The organism is Algibacter sp. TI.3.09, from assembly GCF_038154905.1.
In the GTDB taxonomy this organism is placed as follows: Bacteria; Bacteroidota; Bacteroidia; order Flavobacteriales; family Flavobacteriaceae; genus Algibacter.
Map to the genome: position 1 here is coordinate 930844 of NZ_JBAKAN010000002.1, position 21794 is coordinate 952637.

The 21794-nt window shown below is 34.5% G+C and carries 13 protein-coding genes; all 13 read left to right on the forward strand.

What is annotated here, in order from left to right; translation table 11 throughout:
* Positions 1 to 3 precede the first annotated feature (3 nt).
* The 13 genes from nrfD (at position 4) to sov (ending at position 21768) form a co-directional block, all read left to right on the forward strand.
* Positions 4 to 1461 (forward strand): NrfD/PsrC family molybdoenzyme membrane anchor subunit, encoded by a 1458-nt coding sequence (nrfD, locus tag V6246_RS11675; protein ID WP_341560674.1) that lies wholly within the window; start codon positions 4 to 6, stop codon positions 1459 to 1461.
* A gap of 3 nt (positions 1462 to 1464) precedes the next feature.
* A complete protein-coding gene (locus V6246_RS11680; protein ID WP_341560675.1) occupies positions 1465 to 1995 on the forward strand; it encodes a DUF3341 domain-containing protein in 531 nt (176 codons plus the stop codon).
* Positions 1996 to 2003: 8 nt separating this feature from the next.
* Positions 2004 to 2555, forward strand: coding sequence for a c-type cytochrome (locus tag V6246_RS11685; protein WP_304404985.1), 552 nt, complete (start codon positions 2004 to 2006; stop codon positions 2553 to 2555).
* A gap of 22 nt (positions 2556 to 2577) precedes the next feature.
* Positions 2578 to 3963 (forward strand): quinol:cytochrome C oxidoreductase, encoded by a 1386-nt coding sequence (locus V6246_RS11690; RefSeq protein ID WP_159019060.1) that lies wholly within the window; start codon positions 2578 to 2580, stop codon positions 3961 to 3963.
* A 30-nt stretch (positions 3964 to 3993) separates the two neighbouring features.
* Positions 3994 to 5061: a cytochrome c oxidase subunit II gene (locus V6246_RS11695; protein ID WP_159019061.1), complete on the forward strand. Its 1068-nt coding sequence runs from the start codon at positions 3994 to 3996 to the stop codon at positions 5059 to 5061.
* Between the two features lie 27 nt (positions 5062 to 5088).
* Positions 5089 to 6882, forward strand: a complete 1794-nt coding sequence (locus V6246_RS11700) for a cytochrome c oxidase subunit I (RefSeq protein ID WP_042497561.1) — start codon at positions 5089 to 5091, stop codon at positions 6880 to 6882.
* A gap of 148 nt (positions 6883 to 7030) precedes the next feature.
* On the forward strand, positions 7031 to 8053 hold the full coding sequence (ruvB, locus tag V6246_RS11705; protein WP_341560676.1) for a Holliday junction branch migration DNA helicase RuvB: 1023 nt from the start codon (positions 7031 to 7033) through the stop codon (positions 8051 to 8053).
* Positions 8054 to 8061: 8 nt separating this feature from the next.
* Positions 8062 to 8982, forward strand: a complete 921-nt coding sequence (queG, locus tag V6246_RS11710) for a tRNA epoxyqueuosine(34) reductase QueG (RefSeq protein WP_341560677.1) — start codon at positions 8062 to 8064, stop codon at positions 8980 to 8982.
* A 163-nt stretch (positions 8983 to 9145) separates the two neighbouring features.
* Entirely contained in the window at positions 9146 to 10348 is a 1203-nt protein-coding gene (locus tag V6246_RS11715; RefSeq protein WP_341560678.1) for a sensor histidine kinase, read from the forward strand.
* Between the two features lie 99 nt (positions 10349 to 10447).
* The gene (locus V6246_RS11720; protein ID WP_341560679.1) at positions 10448 to 11356 is read left to right on the forward strand and encodes a hypothetical protein; all 909 of its coding nucleotides are present in this window, start codon (positions 10448 to 10450) and stop codon (positions 11354 to 11356) included.
* A gap of 262 nt (positions 11357 to 11618) precedes the next feature.
* Positions 11619 to 13916 carry an NADP-dependent malic enzyme gene (locus tag V6246_RS11725; RefSeq protein ID WP_341560680.1) on the forward strand — a complete coding sequence of 766 codons (2298 nt, stop codon included), beginning with the start codon at positions 11619 to 11621 and terminating at the stop codon, positions 13914 to 13916.
* A gap of 34 nt (positions 13917 to 13950) precedes the next feature.
* On the forward strand, positions 13951 to 14532 hold the full coding sequence (gene ruvA / locus V6246_RS11730; RefSeq protein WP_042504722.1) for a Holliday junction branch migration protein RuvA: 582 nt from the start codon (positions 13951 to 13953) through the stop codon (positions 14530 to 14532).
* 6 nt (positions 14533 to 14538) lie between these two features.
* The gene (gene sov, locus V6246_RS11735) at positions 14539 to 21768 is read left to right on the forward strand and encodes a T9SS outer membrane translocon Sov/SprA (RefSeq protein WP_445818995.1); all 7230 of its coding nucleotides are present in this window, start codon (positions 14539 to 14541) and stop codon (positions 21766 to 21768) included.
* Positions 21769 to 21794 lie beyond the last annotated feature (26 nt).

Consider the following 21794-nt stretch of genomic DNA (forward strand, 5'->3'; position numbering starts at 1 on the left):
ATTATGGCGTCTCATTACGAAGCACCTATTAGAAGACCTTTAGTTACAGGCGAAAAATCATACCACGATGTTACTGTGGATGTGGCCAAACCTGTAGAAGGAAAAGCGAATAAGCAATGGTGGATAGTTTTTTCTATAGCATTAGCAGCTTTCCTTTGGGGTATAGGATGTATTATTTATACCATTTCAACAGGTATTGGAACTTGGGGTTTGAACAAAACCGTAGGTTGGGCTTGGGATATTACTAACTTCGTTTGGTGGGTTGGTATTGGTCACGCAGGAACACTTATTTCTGCAGTACTATTATTATTCCGTCAAAAATGGAGAATGGCTATTAACCGTTCTGCGGAAGCCATGACAATTTTCTCTGTTGTTCAAGCTGGTTTATTCCCTGTAATTCACATGGGTCGTCCATGGTTAGGATATTGGGTATTACCTATTCCGAATCAATTTGGTTCACTATGGGTAAACTTTAACTCTCCATTACTTTGGGATGTATTTGCAATCTCAACGTATTTATCAGTATCATTAGTTTTCTGGTGGACAGGTTTACTTCCTGATTTCGCTATGCTAAGAGATCGTGCTGTAAAGCCTTTTCAAAAGAAAATTTATGCTTTATTAAGTTTCGGTTGGTCTGGTCGTGCTAAAGATTGGCAACGTTTTGAAGAAGTATCTTTGGTACTTGCTGGTTTAGCAACACCATTAGTACTTTCTGTACACACGATCGTATCTTTCGATTTCGCCACATCGGTTATACCAGGATGGCATACCACGATTTTCCCTCCATACTTTGTTGCTGGTGCGGTATTCTCAGGGTTTGCTATGGTAAACACGCTTCTTATCATTATGAGAAAAGTGTGTAACCTTGAAGATTATATTACAGTACAACATATCGAATTAATGAACATTGTAATCATGATTACGGGTTCTATAGTTGGTGTAGCATATATTACTGAGTTATTTATTGCATGGTATTCTGGTGTAGAGTACGAACAATATGCGTTCTTAAACAGAGCAACTGGTCCTTATTGGTGGGCATATTGGGCAATGATGTCTTGTAACGTATTTTCTCCTCAGTTTATGTGGTTCAAGAAACTAAGAACAAGTATCATGTTCTCTTTCTTTATCTCTATTGTTGTAAACATAGGAATGTGGTTCGAGCGTTTTGTAATTATTGTAACATCGTTACATCGAGATTACTTACCTTCATCATGGACAATGTTTTCACCTACATTTGTCGATATTGGAATATTTGTTGGAACTATTGGATTCTTCTTTGTATTATTCTTATTATATTCAAGAACGTTCCCAGTAATTGCGCAAGCAGAGGTTAAAACTATTTTGAAATCTTCTGGTCAACGTTACAAAAATATCAGAGAAAGAGGAGATAGTTTAGCAGGTACAGGAGCAGACGCAAGAACGACTGTAGATAAAGTAACTAACAAAAAAAACGAAGCGTAGATAATGGAAGCATCTAAAGTAATTCACGCTATTTATACGGATGATGACGTTTTAATGTCGGCTGTTAAAAAGGTTAAGGCAGAACGATTTCATATCGAAGAAATATATACACCATTTCCAGTTCACGGACTAGACAAAGCGATGGGTTTAGCACCTACTCGTATTGCTATTACGGCGTTCATTTATGGTTTAATAGGTTTAACTGTAGCAACTGTTATGATGAATTTCATAATGATTGAAGACTGGCCGCAAAACATCGGTGGTAAGCCAAGTTTTAGTTATATTGAAAACATGCCTGCCTTCGTTCCAATTATGTTCGAGCTTACGGTATTTTTCTCAGCTCACTTAATGGTTCTTACTTTTTACTTAAGAAGTAGAATGTGGCCATTTAAAAATGCTGAAAATCCAGATCCAAGAACAACGGATGATCATTTCTTAATGGAAATTGCTGTTAATGGAAATGAAAAGGAACTAGAGGAGTTATTAGCAGGAACAGGAGCAGTAGAAATTAATTTAGTTGATAAAGCACATTAATTTAAAGTATGAAAAGCTTAATTAAAATATTAGTAATTGCAGTTGTTTTAGTAGCTGTTTCTTGTAAAAAGGATACAGCACCTAACTACCAGTTTATGCCTAACATGTATGAGTCTGCTGGTTATGAAACTTACGGTGAAGCAGCTTTCAAAGATGGAGTAGAGGCTCAAATACCTGCTGAAGGTTCTGTAGCAAGAGGTCATGTGCCTTTTGATATTGAAAACTCTACTGCAGGATATGAATTAGCAAAGGCCACTTTAATGAGTCCGCTTAGCGCCGATGATATTGATACTGAAAGAGGAAAGGAGTTATACAATATTTACTGTGGAATCTGTCACGGGACTAAAGGTAACGGACAAGGAAACTTAGTAAAGCGTGAAAAGATCTTGGGTATTCCAAGTTACGATGACGCTGGTAGAGCTATTACCGCTGGAAGTATTTATCATACTATTTACTATGGTAAGAATGCTATGGGATCGTATGCTAACCAAATAAACGAAGAAGAACGCTGGCAAGTTGTTAGTTATGTTTTAACGTTGAAGGCAGATTTAGAAAAGTAAGATTGATAAGATTATTATAGATATGTACACATTTTCAAATAAATTAAAGACATTCTCTTTCATTCTAATGCTTTTAGGAGCAATAGGCGTTGGTTATGGTTTTTTTACATCTCATTTATCTTTTGAAGAGGTTGAAACCTTACTTGCAGAAGAAGCGCATCACGGTGGTGGTCATGGTGAAGATGTAGCTCATGCGGCACCGGCTCATGATGCACATGCAGAAGAAAACGCTCATGGCGACACAGCTCATGCTAAATCTGGAGAACATCATGTAGATGCTCATAAAGAACACGTTGAGCACGTACAACATCAAATAGCGAATAGACCTTGGTCGGCGTTATATGTTGCGGCATTTTTCTTTATGATGATAGCTTTAGGGGTTTTAGCATTTTATGCTATTCAGATTGCTGCTCAAGCAGGATGGTCACCAGTGTTATTTAGAGTAATGGAAGGTATTACAGCTTACTTATTACCTGGAGCATTAATTGTTCTTGCAATTGCAGTAGCTTCTGGTACAATAGGGCATTATAATATTTTTATGTGGATGAATCCTGAGGTAACTAACCCAGAAAGTCATCACTACGATAAATTAATTGATGGTAAATCTAGCTGGTTAAATATTGGTTGGTTTGCTGTAAGAGGTTTAATTTTCATTGCTGGATGGAGTTTATACCGTCACTTTGCACGTAAATTTTCTATCGCGCAAGATACAGCCGAAGATAACAGTAACTTTAAAAAGTCTTTCCGTATTTCTGCGGCATTCTTAGTATTCTTTATTTATTCAGAATCTATTATGTCTTGGGATTGGATTATGAGTGTAGATCCACACTGGTTCTCTACTTTATTTGGATGGTATGTATTCGCAAGTATGTTTGTAAGTGGAATTACAGTAATTGCTTTAGTTACTATTTATTTAAAGTCTAAAAATTATTTAGAGTTTGTTAATGAAAACCACTTGCATGATGTAGCTAAGTTTATGTTTGCAATTAGTATTTTCTGGACATACTTATGGTTCTCACAGTTCATGCTTATATGGTACTCTAATATACCAGAAGAGGTAACTTACTTCGTAACACGTTTCCAAGATTATCAATTACCTTTCTTAGGAATGGTTGTTATGAACTTTGTATTCCCACTGTTATTATTAATGAACGCTGAATACAAACGTATTCCTTGGTTTGTGGTTATGGCTGGATTGGTTATTTTATTCGGACATTACGTAGATATTTTTAACATGATCATGCCAGCAACCGTTGGAGATAGATGGTTTATTGGAATTCCTGAAATAGCTTCTGTTTTACTTTTCGCAGGCTTATTCATATTTGTAGTGTTCACCGCTTTAACAAAAGCACCACTATTAGTAAAAGGTTATCCTTTTAGAAAAGAAAGTGAAGATTTTCATTATTAATTAAGATATAAATAAAGACGAACGATACCAATGACTGCTTTATTAACAATTATAGTTTTAGTATTTATTTTAGTTGCCATATGGCAAATGGTTAAAATTTTCGATTTAGCTCAGGCTAAAGGAGAAAACAGTGCTGTTGCTACAGACAAAGACAACACAATGAATGCATATTTAATGATGGGCTTCTTAGCCTTCATTTATATCATTACCATTGTATGTTTTGTTAAATGGGGAGATTTGCCATTAATGTCAAATTCTGCTTCTGCTCATGGCCCAATCATTGATAACTTAATGGTTATCTCAATGGTGCTTATTTTCTTTGTACAGACTGTAACTCAGTTTTTACTACATTATTTCGCTTTTAAATATAAAGGTGAAAAAGGTAAGAAAGCATTGTTCTTCGCTGATAATAACAAGTTAGAGTTCATTTGGACTATTATACCTGTAATTGTATTAGCTGGTTTAATTATATACGGTTTAAGTACTTGGATTAACATTACTAGTGTTGACGAAAGTGATGATCCGTTAGTAATTGAATTGTATGCACAACAGTTTAACTGGAAAGCTAGATATTCTGGAGCAGATAATACTTTAGGAAAAGCTAACGTACGTTTAATTGATATAGACCGAGCTAATATTTTAGGTTTAGATGAAGCTGATCCTAATGCTCAAGATGATATCATTACTACAGAATTACACCTACCTGTTGGGAAGCCAGTATTATTCAAAATGCGTTCTCAAGATGTATTACACTCAGCTTATATGCCTCATTTTAGAGCGCAAATGAACTGTGTACCTGGTATGATTACTCAATTTGGATTTACGCCTACTGTAACTACAGTAGATATGCGCCAAACGCAACAAATGCAAGAGAAGGTTACAAATATTAATGAGATAAGAGTTGAAAAAAGTAAGGCGTTAGTTGCTAAAGGTGAAGAGGCTTTAGAACGTTACGAATTTGACTACTTGTTACTTTGTAATAAAATTTGTGGAAAATCGCACTACAATATGCAAATGAAGATTATTGTAGAAACACAAGAAGAATATGATGCTTGGATTAAGGAGCAAAAAGAATTCAAAAACTCTCTAATTAACTAATTAAAAAGATAAAAACGATATAAGATTATGTCAGCACACGCAGATACTCACGCTCACGACGACGACCACGGACATCATCATAAAGAAACGTTTGTAACTAAATATATATTTAGTCAAGACCATAAAATGATCGCTAAGCAGTACCTTGTAACTGGTACGTTTATGGGGATTATTGGAATTCTGATGTCTTTAATGTTTCGTATGCAAATTGCATGGCCAGAAGAGCCTAATGTATTATTTGAAGCGTTATTAGGTAAATGGGCTCCAGGAGGCGTTATGGATGCAGATATTTATTTAGCATTAGTAACTATTCACGGTACCATTATGGTATTCTTTGTACTAACGGCCGGATTAAGTGGTACGTTTAGTAACTTGCTAATTCCATTGCAAATTGGTGCACGTGATATGGCATCTGGTTTCTTAAATATGGTTTCTTATTGGTTATTCTTTTTATCAAGTGTAATCATGGTAATTTCATTATTTGTTGAAGCAGGACCTGCAGCAGCTGGTTGGACAATTTATCCTCCATTAAGTGCTTTACCAATGGCTCAAGGTGGTTCTGGTATGGGAATGACACTTTGGTTAGTTGCCATGGCGATATTCATCGCTTCTTCATTGTTAGGATCTCTTAACTATGTTGTAACGGTTATTAACTTACGTACAAAAGGAATGTCAATGACAAGATTGCCATTAACAATTTGGGCGTTCTTTATTACGGCGGTAATCGGGATTATTTCTTTCCCTGTATTATTATCTGCAGCGTTATTATTGATCATGGATAGAAGTTTTGGAACATCATTCTTCTTATCAGATATATTTATTCAAGGTGAAGTATTACACTATCAAGGTGGATCACCTGTATTATTCGAACATTTATTTTGGTTCTTAGGTCACCCAGAGGTATATATTGTAATTTTACCTGCAATGGGATTAGTATCTGAAATTATGGCGTCTAACTCACGTAAACCTATTTTTGGATACCGTGCCATGATTGCTTCAATTTTAGCTATTGCTTTCCTTTCAACAATTGTATGGGGTCACCATATGTTTATCTCAGGTATGAATCCTTTCTTAGGTTCTGTGTTTACTTTCACAACCTTATTAATTGCAATTCCATCTGCGGTAAAAGCATTCAACTGGATTACAACTCTATGGAAAGGTAATTTACAGATGAATCCTGCCATGTTATTCTCAATCGGTTTTGTATCAACATTCATCACTGGTGGTTTAACAGGAATTATTTTAGGAGATAGTGCTTTAGATATTAACGTTCACGATACATATTTTGTAGTAGCTCACTTCCACTTAGTAATGGGTATATCTGCTCTTTATGGTATGTTTGCTGGTATCTACCATTGGTACCCAAAAATGTACGGTCGTATGTTAAACAAGAACTTAGGTTATATTCACTTCTGGATAACAGCAGTTTGTGCTTATGGAGTATTTTTTCCAATGCACTTTATTGGTATGGCAGGTTTACCTCGTCGTTACTATACAAACTCTAACTTTCCGTTATTTGATGATTTAGCTAATGTTAACGTTATCATTACTATTTTCGCTTTAGTTGGTGGTGTTGTTCAGTTAATTTACTTATACAACTTCTTCGCAAGTATGTACTATGGTAAGAAAGCAACACAAAACCCATGGAGATCTACTACTTTAGAATGGACTACTCCTGTAGAGCATATCCACGGTAACTGGCCAGGAGAGATTCCTCACGTACACCGTTGGGCTTACGATTACAGTAAACCAGGTCACGATGTAGATTTTGTACCTCAAGATGTTCCTTTAATGGAAGGTGAAGAGGAATTACAACACTAATAATTGAGGCCTTATTAAAAGGCATCTTGTAAAAGAGAAATTGATATAAATAAAAGCCTTTCCATTTTGGAGAGGCTTTTTATTTATATTTGCTATATAGTTTAATCACGTTTGAATGCTTTAAGTAGCTTTAAAATATATTTGTTGAATGAATGAAAATTTAGATCCTAGCGACGAGCATTTTTCACCTGAAGAATTAGATGTTGAAAAACAATTAAGACCCCTATCATTTGATGATTTTACGGGACAGGATCAGGTTTTAGAAAATCTCCAAATATTTGTTCAAGCAGCAAATCAACGAGGTGAAGCTCTAGACCATGCTTTATTTCATGGACCTCCAGGACTTGGTAAAACAACCTTAGCAAATATTTTAGCTAATGAATTAAACGTTGGCATTAAAATCACTTCAGGTCCCGTATTAGATAAACCAGGGGATTTGGCTGGATTACTTACTAATCTGGACGAACGTGATGTTTTATTTATAGATGAAATTCACAGGTTAAGCCCAATAGTCGAAGAATATTTGTACTCGGCTATGGAAGATTACAAAATTGATATCATGATTGAAACTGGGCCCAATGCGCGCTCGGTTCAAATTAATCTAAACCCATTTACTTTGGTTGGTGCTACAACGCGCTCAGGGCTTCTTACAGCACCAATGAGAGCACGTTTTGGTATACAAAGTAGATTACAGTATTATAAAACAGACTTACTTACCAATATAGTGCAAAGAAGTGCTACTATTTTAGACGTTCCAATCTCCATGGAGGCTGCCATTGAAATAGCAGGTCGTAGTCGTGGTACACCTAGAATCGCTAACGCATTGTTACGTCGTGTTCGAGATTTTGCTCAGATAAAGGGTAACGGTAGTATTGATATCTCCATTGCTAAATATGCGTTAGAAGCATTACATGTCGATGCACATGGTTTAGATGAAATGGATAATAAAATACTTACTACCATTATTGATAAATTTAAAGGTGGCCCAGTTGGAATTTCTACAATTGCAACGGCAGTAAGTGAAAGTTCTGAAACAATTGAAGAAGTTTATGAACCTTTTCTAATTCAGCAAGGTTTTATTATGCGTACACCTCGTGGTAGAGAAGTTACAGAACAAGCTTATAAACATTTAGGTCGTGTAAAAGGCCCAACTCAAGGCGGACTTTTTTAAGAAATAACGTGAACAAAGAAGATTATACCCTTTTAATTAAAACCGAAGCCAAACGCCTCGGTTTTTTGTCTTGTGGTATAAGCAAAGCTCAATTTCTAGAAGAAGAAGCGCCACGTTTAGAAAACTATCTGAACAAAAACATGAATGGGCAAATGCGCTACATGGAAAATCACTTTGATAAGCGCTTAAACCCAACTTTACTCGTAGAAGATTCTAAAAGTGTGGTATCATTATTATTAAATTATTTTCCTTCGGAAGTACAACAAGACTCTAACGCACCTAAATTAAGTAAGTATGCCTACGGACATGATTATCATCATATCATAAAGGATAAATTAAAACACCTGTTACATTTTATTCAAGATGAAATTGGCGAGGTTAGTGGTAGAGCATTTGTAGATTCAGCACCTGTTTTAGATAAGGCATGGGCGGCTAAGTCGGGTTTAGGTTGGGTAGGTAAGCACAGTAATTTAATAACGCAGCAAGTTGGATCATTTTATTTTATAGCCGAACTTATTATTGATTTAGAGTTGGAATACGATTCGGCCACTACCGACCATTGTGGTAGTTGCACAGCCTGTATTGATGCTTGCCCTACAGAAGCTATTGTAGAACCTTATGTTGTAGATGGGAGTAAGTGTATTTCTTATTTAACTATTGAGTTAAAGGAAAATTTGCCAAGTTCATTTAAAGGGAAAATGGACGATTGGATGTTTGGTTGTGATGTTTGTCAAGATGTTTGTCCTTGGAATAGATTTTCCAAAGCACATAGTGAGCCGTTATTCAATCCGCATCCCGAATTACTTTCAATGAATAAAAAAGATTGGGAAGAAATTACTGAAGACACTTTCAAAAAAGTGTTTCAGAAATCGGCAGTTAAACGCACTAAATTTGCTGGTTTAAAAAGAAATATTAATTTCTTAAAATAACTTATTAATAATAGATAACTCTCACTAATTATGCGTTTTAAGATTTGTTAACTAAAGAATTTTAATTACCATTGCAGATGGTTTTGTGGTTAAATTTAACAATTCATTGTGGGATTATTTCATCAATATAAAGTAATTTGCTATAATATTAAATTTAATTATTATGGTTACCCCAGATATACCAGAAAATGAAGCTGAAAGGCTTAAAAACCTAGAGTCTTATAATATACTAGATACGCTTCCAGAAACAGATTATGATAATATTACGGCCATTGCTGCCGAAATATGCGGTACCCCAATTGCTTTAATTAGCCTATTGGATAATAAACGCCAATGGTTTAAATCGCACCATGGTGTAGATACTACCGAAACTCCTAAAGAACAGTCTTTCTGTGCTCATGCTATAAATAATACCGATGGTGTTTTTATTGTTCCCGATACCCGAGAAGATTTTCGTTTTCATGATAACCCTCTAGTAACTGGGGATTCTAATGCTATTTTCTATGCAGGTGCGCAACTTACAAGTAAAAACGGATTACCATTGGGTACTTTGTGCGTTATGGACCATAAACCAAATGTTTTAAATGAAGGACAAATAAAGTCTTTGTCTGCGCTTTCAAATCAGGTTATGAATTTGTTAGAACTCCGTAAAAATAAATTTTTATTAGAGAAAACACTAACGGATTTAGAAGAGAAAAATAATGAGTTAGAGCGTTTCGCATACATTGCGGCTCACGATTTAAAATCACCTTTAATCAATATTTCTAGTTTAGCAGAAATATTTATTGAAGATTATAAGCTAAATATTGATGAAGAAGGTTTAAAACTTTTAGAGTTAATAATAAGTTCTGCAGATAGTCTTCGAGATTTAGTTGATGGATTGCTTAGTTATAGTAAAAGTGACGGGCTTTTAAAAGAAGGTAAATCAAATATTAATTTGCAGGAATTAATTACTGAAATTGCTCAGCTATTTAATTCAGATCACCATGTAAAAATGATTTTAAAGTCATCTTTAGAGTCTGTACGTGTTTATAAAACAGCTATTCATCATATTCTAATGAATTTAGTAAGTAACGCTATTAAGTATAGTGATAAGGATGATGTACTTATTGAAATGGATGTACAAGAAACCAATACACATTATAAGTTTTTTATAAAAGATAATGGACCAGGTATCGAGCTTAGTGATCAAACTAAAATATTTAAATTATTTACAAAGGTTGCCGATCAGGATAAATTTGGTCAAGTAGGTCATGGTATAGGCTTAGCTACAGTAAAAAAGATCGTTGAAAAACTAGGAGGGAAAATAAGTGTAACTTCGGAATTAGGACAAGGTGCTACATTTAATTTTTCGATTAAAAAGTAGTAGTAACCAGTAATATTTCCTTTAGAAATAATGTTTTTTTGAAATGTTCGAGGTTTAGTCTCGACTAAGATAGATTAATCAATAAAAGAAAATAATACAATGAGAACATCTTATAAACTTCTAGGTTTATTTTTAGTATTAACTATTGTTGCTTGTAAGCAAACAAATAAAGTAGAAGCTGTTGCTAACGCAGAGGTTGAAAGTGTCGAAGCAAAATATGATATTCCAGCCTCTTGGATAGAAAAAAGAGTAGAGGCTGCACATAAAAAACTGAATGCTACGGAAGCAGGTAAAGTGCTTTGGAGCGCTATGGAAGCTCATGGCGGATTAGATAAATGGTTTTCAAACGGGTACCTTTCATTTCATTTTAACTACCAACCATTAAATGGAAAAGGTATTAGAGATTCTTATCAAACTATTGATACTTGGAGTAATAAAGCAAGGCATAATAGCATTGAAGATCCAACATCTATCTATGGTTGGGATGGTGAAGAAGCTTGGTTAAAAGCTAAGGATAGTACTTCGTTTGCTTACGATACTCAGTTTTGGGCCTTAACACCATTATATTTTTCTGGTCAGCCGTTTGTTTTAGATGGTGAAGGTGTAAATCTTGAATTATTACCAGAACAAGAATTTCAAGGCGCTACTCAAAAAGTTTTAAAAGCAACTTACGATGCTGGTATTGGAGCTGCGCCAGATGATTATTACATTTTATATATAAATGCAGAAACAAACTTGGTAGATGCTTTTAAATATATTGTGTCTTATCCGCAGTATTTTCCAAACGGAGGGCATGCACCAGAGAAAATTACAGTAACTCAAGGTACCACTACTGTGGATGGTATTGTATTTGCAACTGGATTTAAAACATACTGGTCTACAACAGATAAAGAAGATGGGTTAGGTGAGTATATCACTAAAATAGATGTTAGTGATATTAGTTTTTCTCCAACGGTAGAAGATAATTTCTTTTCTAAACCAGAAGGAGCAGAAGTATTGAATAAATAATTGAACAATAAATAATATTAAAAAGCCTTAGTTGTCACTAGTTGATAATTAAGGCTTTTTTGTTTTTTGTAATCAACTTAAAAGAAGATTAAATAGCAAGAGTAAAATAAAAATCAATTTTTTAAAAGAATAGCAGTTTGCTTGGCAGGATTATTATATTTGTAAGTTAGAAGCAAATCCTTTTAAGTTATTAAAATACTTCGTCTAAAACGGAGGGTTTTTAAACCTTAAAAGGCTAACAATAAATAAAATATCCATCTATATGAGTGAAGAAAGCAAGCGTAGAGAAGCCCTTATTTATCACGCAAAACCAACTCCAGGTAAAATAGCAGTTGTTCCAACTAAAAAATATGCCACCCAACGCGATTTGTCTTTAGCCTATTCGCCAGGCGTTGCTGCACCATGTCTAGAAATTGAAAAAGATAAAGAAGCAGCTTATAAATATACAGCTAAAGGAAATTTAGTTGCCGTAATATCTAACGGAACGGCCGTTTTAGGTTTAGGAAATATTGGTCCTGAAGCCTCGAAACCCGTAATGGAAGGTAAAGGTTTATTATTTAAAATTTTCGCAGATATTGATGTATTCGATATTGAAGTTGATACAGAAGATGTTGATGCTTTTATTGAAACCGTAAAAAATATAGCGCCAACTTTTGGAGGTATTAACCTTGAAGATATAAAAGCTCCTGAGGCTTTTGAAATTGAACGTCGTTTAAAGGAGGAATTAGATATTCCTGTAATGCACGATGATCAGCACGGAACTGCAATTATTTCGGCAGCAGCTTTGTTAAATGCAGTTGAAATTGCAGGTAAAAAGCTAGAAGAAGTTAAAATAGTAATTAGTGGTGCCGGAGCAGCAGCTATTTCATGTTCACGTTTGTACCAAGCTTGTGGTGCAAAGCGCGAAAACATGGTAATGCTAGATAGTAAAGGTGTTATTCGTGATGATAGAGAAGTGCTTTCTGATGAAAAGGCAGAATTTGCAACACACAGAAAAATTGATACTTTACTAGAGGCTATGGAAAATGCCGATGTATTTATCGGTTTATCTATGGCAGATATTGTAACGCCAGAGATGCTATTGGTAATGGCAGAAAACCCTATTGTTTTTGCTATGGCAAACCCTAATCCGGAAATAAAATACCAATTAGCGGTAGATACTAGAAAAGATATTATAATGGCAACCGGTCGTAGCGATCATCCTAACCAAGTTAATAATGTACTTGGTTTTCCTTTTATTTTTAGAGGCGCTTTAGATGTACGCGCAACTAAAATTAACGAAGCCATGAAAATGGCAGCGGTAAGAGCTTTAGCTAAATTGGCTAAAGAACCAGTGCCAGAACAAGTAAATATTGCTTACGGAGAAACACGATTAACTTTTGGTAAAAATTATATTATTCCAAAACCATTCGATCCAAGGTTAATTGCAGAAGTACCACCAGCAGTAGCAAAAGCAGCTATGGAAAGTGGTGTAGCAAAACAACCTATTACAGATTGGGAACGTTATAAAGATAGTTTACTACAACGTTTAGGATCTGATAATAAATTAGTTCGTTTATTATTAAACAGAGCTAAATTAGCGCCAAAACGTATTGTTTTTGCAGAAGCAGATCAATTAGATGTTTTAAAAGCAGCTCAAATTGTATATGATGAAGGTATTGCTATTCCTATTTTATTAGGAAGGAAAGAAACTATTTTATCTTTAATGAAAGATATTGAGTTCGATGCAGATATTTTAATTGTAGACCCAAAAGAAGAAGAAGAAAATGAGCGTAAAAATAAATACGCAAAAGTATATTGGGAGCAACGCAAACGTCGTGGTGTAACGTATTATGCTGCGCAACGTTTAATGCGCGAGCGTAATTATTTTGCTGCCATGATGGTGAACGAAGGTGATGCCGATGGATTAATTTCTGGATATTCTAGAAACTACCCATCTGTTGTAAAACCGATGTTAGAATTAATTGGTTTAGCAAAAGGTATCTCACGTGCTGCAACAACCAACTTAATGATGACTAAACGTGGTCCTTTATTTTTAAGTGATACCTCAATAAACATCGATCCAACGGCGAAAGATTTGGCTAAAATTACTCAAATGACCTCGAAAGTGGTTCAAATGTTTGGTTTAGAGCCTGTAATGGCTATGGTGTCTTATTCAAACTTTGGTTCGTCTATAAACGATCGTGCTTCGAAAGTAAGAGAAGCAGTATCTTTTTTACATAGACATTATCCAGAAATGATTGTTGATGGTGAGTTACAAACAGATTTTGCTTTAAACGATGAAATGCTTCGTGAAAAGTTTCCGTTCTCTAAATTAGTAGGTAAAAAAGTAAACACTTTAATTTTTCCGAATTTAGATTCAGCAAACATTACTTATAAGTTATTAAAAGAATTAAATGAAGCCGAGTCTATAGGGCCGATTATGATGGGGATGCGCAAACCAGTGCATATTCTTCAGCTTGGTGCTAATGTTGACGAGATTGTAAATATGGCTGCTATTGCTGTAATTGACGCTCAACATAAAGAGAAGTGGGAAGTAGAACATGCCGAGCTAAAATAATTTTATTACATTTGGAAGGGACCAATATCCGGTTATGATAACACACATTCAAGGTAAATTAGTAGAAAAAAACCCAACACATGTTGTAATAGACTGCAACGGTGTTGGTTATATGTTAAATATATCATTACATACATTTTCAAACATACCAGATGCGGAACAATTAAAATTGTTTACGCATCTTCAGGTTAAAGAGGATTCGCATACATTGTATGGGTTTTCGTCTGTGGCCGAGCGAGAAATGTTTAGATTGTTATTATCTGTTAGTGGTATTGGAGCAAGCATTGCTCGTACCATGTTGTCTTCGTTAACACCAAAGCAGGTGCGAGAAGGTATTGCAACTGGCGATGTGGCACTTATTCAATCTATAAAAGGGATTGGAGCTAAAACAGCACAGCGCGTTATACTCGATTTGAAAGATAAAGTATTGAAAATTTATGATATAGATGAAGTTTCTGTTTCTCAAGGCAATACCAATAAGGATGAAGCGTTATCTGCTTTAGAAGTGCTTGGTTTTGTTAAAAAACAAGCCGAACGTGTTGTGGAAAAAATTGTAATGGCCGAACCCGATGCATCGGTAGAATCTATTATAAAACAAGCTCTAAAAAAATTATAGTCCATTTTGAGAAGAACTAACCTCTATTTTTATAAATCAATAAAACACGTGGCTTTTTTATTGGCCATGCTGTGTTTTTCAGTAATATCTTGGGGACAAGAAAAAGAGCAAGATTCTGTAAAAAAAGGGTATCAGCAAGGTGAAATAAAAACATCGAGACCAAATAGTATTGAGTCTAAATACACTTATGATGCTTTAACTGATAGGTATATTTACACCGAAAAAATAGGTAAATTCAATATTAATTATCCTGTAATTTTAACACCAAAGGAGTACTATGCTTTGGTTTCAAAACAAAATTTAAGTAGTTATTATAAAGAAAAAGTCGATGCGTTTTCTGGTAAAAAAGAGGGAGCAGACGAAGCTCAAAAAAACCTATTACCAGAGTTTTATGTAAAGTCCGATTTTTTTGAATCTATTTTTGGAGGTAGTACCATCGAGGTTATTCCGCAAGGTTCTGTAGAAATGGATTTGGGTGTTTTATTCTCAAAACAAGATAATCCATCATTTTCACCAAGAAATAGAAGTAATTTTACATTCGATTTCGATCAACGTATCAGTTTAAGTTTATTAGGAAAAGTGGGAACACGTCTTCAAATAAATGCGAATTATGATACACAATCTACTTTCGATTTTCAAAATCTTATAAAATTAGAGTACACGCCAACCGAGGATGATATCCTTCAAAAAATAGAAGTTGGTAACGTAAGTATGCCATTAAATAGTTCTTTAATAACGGGAGCACAAAGTTTATTTGGTGTAAAAGCACAATTGCAATTTGGTAAAACTACTATTACAGGTGTGTTTTCTGAACAGCGTTCTGAATCTAATACCGTTGTAGCGCAAAGTGGTGGAACACTTGAGGATTTCGAATTGTTTATTAGAGATTATGACGAAAATAGACACTTTTTCTTAGCGCAGTATTTTAGAGATAATTATGATAAGGCCTTAAAAACTTACCCATATTTAGATACAAGAGGTTTACAAATTACTAGAATTGAAGTTTGGATTACTAACAGAAGTAATAGAACAGATAATGTTAGAAATATTGTGGCACTTCAGGATTTAGGTGAAAGTGATAAAGTATATTCTGGAGTTAATGTTTTTGGCGGGCCGGGCGCGCTTCCTAAAAATAGTAACAATGCATTCGATCCAACTAAAATAACGCAGTCTGGGCCAACATCTCAATTAAATGCTAGCATTAGAGATGTGGCAACCATTAAGTCGGGTATAGAAGTATCGGGAACTAATGAGGGTTTCGATTATTCAACTTTAGAAAATGCAAGAAAATTAACTGAAAGTTCGGAATATAATTTAAATACAGAGTTAGGTTATATTTCATTAAACCAACGTTTAAACAGTGATGAAGTATTAGCCGTTGCCTTCCAATATACTATAGGTGGCGAGGTGTATCAGGTTGGTGAATTTGCCAACGATGGTGTTTCTGCTACCGATGTTACTACAAATACAAATGGCGATGTTACTCAGGTTGTAAATAGTAATTTAGTAGTAAAATTATTAAAAAGTAGTATTACCAATGTCGATCTTCCTATCTGGGATTTAATGATGAAAAACATCTACGACACGGGTGCTTATAATTTAAGTTCGGAAGATTTTAAATTGAATATTTTCTATAATGAAGCTTCTCCTTTAAACTATATTACACCAGTTGGAACAACAGATTTTCCTGATCCATTACCTGGAGAGAAACCTTTAAATGAACAACCACTTTTACGTGTGTTCAATTTAGATAAATTAAACTACAACAACGATCCACAAACAAGTGGTGATGGTTTTTTCGACTTTGTTGAAGGTATTACGGTACTATCGCAAAACGGACAAATTATTTTTCCGAATGCAGAACCTTTTGGAGAGTATTTATTTGATGTTTTAGGTGGTGGTGATTATGAAAATGACGGATCATACAACGAAAATCAAGAAAAATATGTTTACGATGTGCTGTATAAAAGTACAAAAACAAAAGCTTTAGACGAAAACGAAAAGAATAAATTCAAACTAAAAGGACGTTATAAATCATCGGGTGGCGATGGTATTTCGATTGGTGGTTTTAATCTTTCACCAGGGTCTGTGAGAGTTACTGCTGGCGGACGTGTTTTGGTTGAAGGTATAGATTATACTGTAAATTATCAGTTAGGTCAGGTTCAAATTTTAGATGAATCTTTAAAAGCTTCGAATACACCAATTGAAGTTTCAACAGAAAATAATGCTGTTTTTGGTCAGCAAACTAAACGTTTTACAGGTATAAATGTAGAACATAAGTTTAATGAGAATTTTGTTTTAGGCGGAACGTTTTTAAATTTAAATGAACGGCCAATTACTCAAAAAGCAAATTATGGTACCGAGCCTATAAACAATACTATTGTAGGGTTTAATGGAAATTACGCAACGCAAGTTCCGTTTTTAACACGTTTGGTTAATAAGTTGCCAAATATAGATACCGATGCCGAATCTAATTTTTCTGTTCGAGGAGAGGTGGCCTATTTACTGCCGGGTTCTCCAAGCGGAACTAACTTAAATGGCGAGGCTACATCTTATATAGACGATTTTGAAGGATCGCAAAATTCAATAGATTTACGTTCGCAACAATCTTGGTTTTTATCTAGTAGACCTGTTGGTTTAAATACGCCTACCAATGGTAATGAGGATGATAATGGTATCCAAAATGGTTATCAACGTGCCATGTTAAACTGGTATTCTATAGATCCTGTTTTTTATACAAGCCAAAGACCAGAGGATATTACAGATGAGGATATGTCTAGCCTTTATACAAGTCGTGTTTTTATAAACGAGTTGTTTCCAGATCGAGATTTAGTTCAAGGACAAAATTCTGTAATTTACACGTTAGATTTAGCATATTATCCACAAGAGCGTGGACCTTATAATTACGATCCTGCTGCTGCCGATGGTATTGATAATGTAGAAGCTAGAGATAGTTGGGCGGGTATTACGCGCCAGTTAACTTCAACAGATTTTGAACAGCAAAACGTGGAGTATATCGAGTTTTGGTTACAAGATCCTTTTCAAGAAAACCAAGCTAATCCCGGTGGTAAACTAGTTTTTAACCTGGGGAATATCTCGGAAGATATTATAAAAGATGGTAGAAAGTTATATGAAAACGGATTACCTGATGATGGTAATATCGATTTGCTTCAAAAAACAGCTTGGGGAACGGTAGTGCCTCAAAACCAATCTTTAATTTATGCATTCGATTCTACGGGAGATGAGCGCACCAATCAAGATGTTGGTTACGATGGATATCCAGATTCTGGAGAAACACCGGTAATTGCCGACGATCCAGAGCTTACCGCAATTTATAATAACTACAGTGGTTTAGATGATCCTGCAAATGACAACTACGAGTATTTTTTAAACGCCGAAGGAGATATTTTTGATCGTTATAAAAAATATAATGGGGTTGAAGGCAACACACCAGATACATTTAGTGATACCGACCGTGGTGCTAACACTCAACCTGATGTAGAAGATATTAATCGTGATAATACCATGAACACGATTGATAGTTATTATGAATATGAATTAGATATTCAGCCACAATATTTGCCAAAATCAATTGCGGAATTTGATAATATTTCAGATGCCAATCCTTTAAAAGAATATTTAAGAGATTTTAAAGATCAACCTAGAACGTTGCCAAACGGAGAAAGTGTTAATGTAAGATGGTACCAAATTAGAATTCCTGTTGAAGGGAATGATAGAGTTGCTGTTGGAGGTATTAGTGATTTACGTTCTGTACGTTTTTCAAGAATATATCTAAAAGACTTTGTTCAGCCTACTATTTTTCGTTTTGGAACTTTAGATTTAGTGAGAAGCGATTGGCGTCGATACGCACAGACTTTGAACGATGATATACCTTATGACTCGGGTGTTGATTTTTCTGTTGAAATTATTGGCACCATTGATAACGATGAAAGTTACGAAAGTCCTCCAGGAATTGAACCTGAAGAACTTTATAATAACAATACGGTAGTTGAGCAAAATGAACAGTCGTTGGTGCTTAAGGCTTGTGGTTTAGAAGCAGAAGACTCAAGGGGAGTTTATAAAAATGTTAGTTTCGATATGCGTCAGTATAAACGTTTAAGAATGTTTATGCATGCGGATAACGATGATTCTGGTAATTTAGATGATGAAGAGCTAGTCGGGTTTATTAGAATGGGTAATGATTTAACAGAGAATTACTATCAAATAGAAATACCATTACAAGTTTCTCAATCTACAACAAGAGATGGCTTGTGGCCAGATGTGAATGAAATTAATATTCCTATTGAAATTTTAGGGAAAGTTAAAGCTCAGGGAATTTCAGATATGTCTTTGGCTAACGAAGATCCAACATTCTATGATGTTATTGGAGATGATATTCAAATAGTGTCCGATGAATTTAGTGGTTATACACTAGGGCAACATCGTGTAGGTATTAAAGGAAATCCAAATTTTGGAGACATTAGAACCCTTATGGTTGGTGTTAAAAATATTTCTAGTGATAAAGGTGATGTTTGTGGAGCTGTTTGGTTTAACGAAATGCGATTATCTGATATGGATAATGAAGGTGGTTGGGCTGCTGTAGTAAGTATGGATACCAACTTTGCAGATTTTGCTAGTATTAGTGCTACAGGAAGTCAAAGTACCTCTGGTTTTGGTGCATTAGAGCAAGGACCAAGTCAACGTAGTTTAGAAGACGTTAAGCAATACGATGTTGTTACTAATGTTAACGTGGGGCAGTTGTTACCTAAAAAATGGGGCATTCAAATACCATTTAATTACGGGCAAAGTGAAGAATTAATTACGCCAAAATACGATCAATTCTACGAAGATTTAACTTTAGATTCTAGATTAGACGCTGCTGAAACAGAAGTGGATAAAGATAAAATTAAAAAACAATCTGAAGATTATACCAAACGCCAAAGTATTAATTTAATTGGTGTTCGAAAGAATAGAACAGGTGAAGCAAAACCACGTTTTTACGATGTAGAGAATGTTACTTTAAATTATTCTTACAATAAAGTAGAACATCGCGATTTCGAAATAGAAAATTCAGTTAGTAAAACAGTTCGTGTTGGTGCAAATTATGCGCATAACTTCAACCCGGTAACTATTCAACCCTTTAAAAAGAACGATTCTTTATTTACCGGAAAATATTGGAAGATTTTAAAAGATTTCAACTTAAACCTGTTGCCTTCTAGTTTTACAATTAATACAGATTTAAATCGTCAGTTTAATAGACAAAAATTTAGAGATGCCGATTTATCAGGAGGTTCAAATATTGAAATTGAAGAATTGTTTAGAAGAAATTATACTTTCGATTTTCAGTATACTGTAAATTACAATTTAACCGAGTCGCTTCAGTTTAACTTTACAGCTTCTAATAATAACATTGTTCGTAATTATTTTCAAGATAATATTATTAATGGTGAGCAAGATCCAACGCTTGATGTTTGGGATGGCTTTTTAGATTTTGGAGATCCAAACAGGCAAATGCAAAATCTTGGATTAACCTATCAATTACCACTTAATAAAATTCCAGTATTTAGTTTTGTTAATGCTACTTACCAATATACGGGTAACTTTCAATGGCAAAAAGGATCAGATTTATATGGTAGTCTTGAACTAGATGGCGAAACTTACGATTTGGGTAACACTATTCAAAATGCCAATACGCATAATATTAATACATCTTTTGATATGAATAAGTTGTATAAATATATTGGGTTAGTTAAAAAGCCAATTAGACGTGTGCGAACAAGAACAACGGGACCACCAACTGGTAAATCATCCGCAAAAGATAAAAAACAACCTAAAGTTAAAAGTCAATCGACTACCAAGTTATTAAATGCAGGTATAGATATACTAACATCGGTTAAAAGGGTACAATTTAATTACTCTGAAAATAATGGTACATATTTACCGGGTTACACGCAGACACCTGGTTTCTTAGGGACACTTAAACCTACTTTTGGTTATACCTTTGGTAGCCAAGCTGACATTAGAAGTTTAGCTGCAAGAAACGGTTGGCTTACGGTTTATCAAGATTTTAATCAACAATTTACATCTACCAATACAAAACAATTAGATGTCTCTGCAAGTTTAGAGCCTGTTAAGGATTTAAAAATTGATATTGTAGGTAATAGAACTTACTATAAAAACTTCACAGAAAATTATAGAGTAGATGTTAATAACGATAACCAATACATTGGCTTAACACCAAACACATTCGGGAATTTTAATATATCTACACTTTTAATTAAAACAGCTTTTAGTAAAAGTGATGAAACAGTATCTGATGCTTTTAACGATTTTAGAAGTAACCGACTTATTATTGCACGCCGTTTAGCGGCTCAAAATGGAGCAGATGTAAATGATTTAGATGACGAAGGTTATCCAAAAGGTTTTGGTAAAAATAGTCAAAACGTATTGCTGCCAGCATTTTTAGCGGCATATGCAGGTACAGATGCAAACAAAGTAAACATGAGCGCTTTTAGAGATGTTCCAATACCTAACTGGGATTTAAAATATTCTGGTTTCATGAAAATGGCATGGTTTAAAAAGCGTTTTAAACGTTTTTCATTAACACATGGTTACCGCTCTACATATACTATTAACCAGTTTCAAACTAATTTGGATTACAATGAAGTAGATTTCTCTCTGCCTTATGATGATCAGCCAGATGATACTAAAGATCAGTCTGGGAATTATAAAAACGAGCGTTTGTTTAGTAATATAAACCTAACAGAAATGTTTAGTCCTTTAGTAAGAATAGATATGGAAATGAAAAACTCTGTAAAAATTCTAGCCGAAATTAAAAAGGACCGTTTGATATCCTTAAGTTTCGATAATAATTTAATGACGGAGATTATTGGTAACGAATTCATTTTAGGTTTAGGGTATAGAATAAAAGATTTAAGAATTAGATCTAATCTAGCAGGACCGCAAAAGCGTATTGTTAGCGATTTAAACATGAAAGCAGATATATCTATTCGTGATAATAAAACAATTATTCGTTATTTAGATTTAGAAAATAATCAGGTTACTTCAGGTCAAACCATGTGGGGTTTAAAATATTCCGCCGATTATGCCTTCAGTAAAAACCTAACAGGTATCTTTTATTTCGACTATTCTTTCTCTGAATATGCTATTTCTACTGCGTTTCCATTAACAACTATTCGTTCTGGTTTTACCATTAGATATAATTTTGGGAATTAACAACTAATCTATTTGAAAATCAATCT

Coding starts and splice junctions, on each gene's coding strand:
- nrfD (WP_341560674.1), top strand. CDS start 4: ATGGCGTCTCATTACGAAGCACCTATTAGAAGACCTTTAGTTACAGGC.
- V6246_RS11680 (WP_341560675.1), top strand. CDS start 1,465: ATGGAAGCATCTAAAGTAATTCACGCTATTTATACGGATGATGACGTT.
- V6246_RS11690 (WP_159019060.1), top strand. CDS start 2,578: ATGTACACATTTTCAAATAAATTAAAGACATTCTCTTTCATTCTAATG.
- V6246_RS11715 (WP_341560678.1), top strand. CDS start 9,146: ATGGTTACCCCAGATATACCAGAAAATGAAGCTGAAAGGCTTAAAAAC.
- ruvA (WP_042504722.1), top strand. CDS start 13,951: ATGATAACACACATTCAAGGTAAATTAGTAGAAAAAAACCCAACACAT.
- V6246_RS11700 (WP_042497561.1), top strand. CDS start 5,089: ATGTCAGCACACGCAGATACTCACGCTCACGACGACGACCACGGACAT.
- V6246_RS11685 (WP_304404985.1), top strand. CDS start 2,004: ATGAAAAGCTTAATTAAAATATTAGTAATTGCAGTTGTTTTAGTAGCT.
- V6246_RS11725 (WP_341560680.1), top strand. CDS start 11,619: ATGAGTGAAGAAAGCAAGCGTAGAGAAGCCCTTATTTATCACGCAAAA.
- V6246_RS11695 (WP_159019061.1), top strand. CDS start 3,994: ATGACTGCTTTATTAACAATTATAGTTTTAGTATTTATTTTAGTTGCC.
- ruvB (WP_341560676.1), top strand. CDS start 7,031: ATGAATGAAAATTTAGATCCTAGCGACGAGCATTTTTCACCTGAAGAA.
- V6246_RS11720 (WP_341560679.1), top strand. CDS start 10,448: ATGAGAACATCTTATAAACTTCTAGGTTTATTTTTAGTATTAACTATT.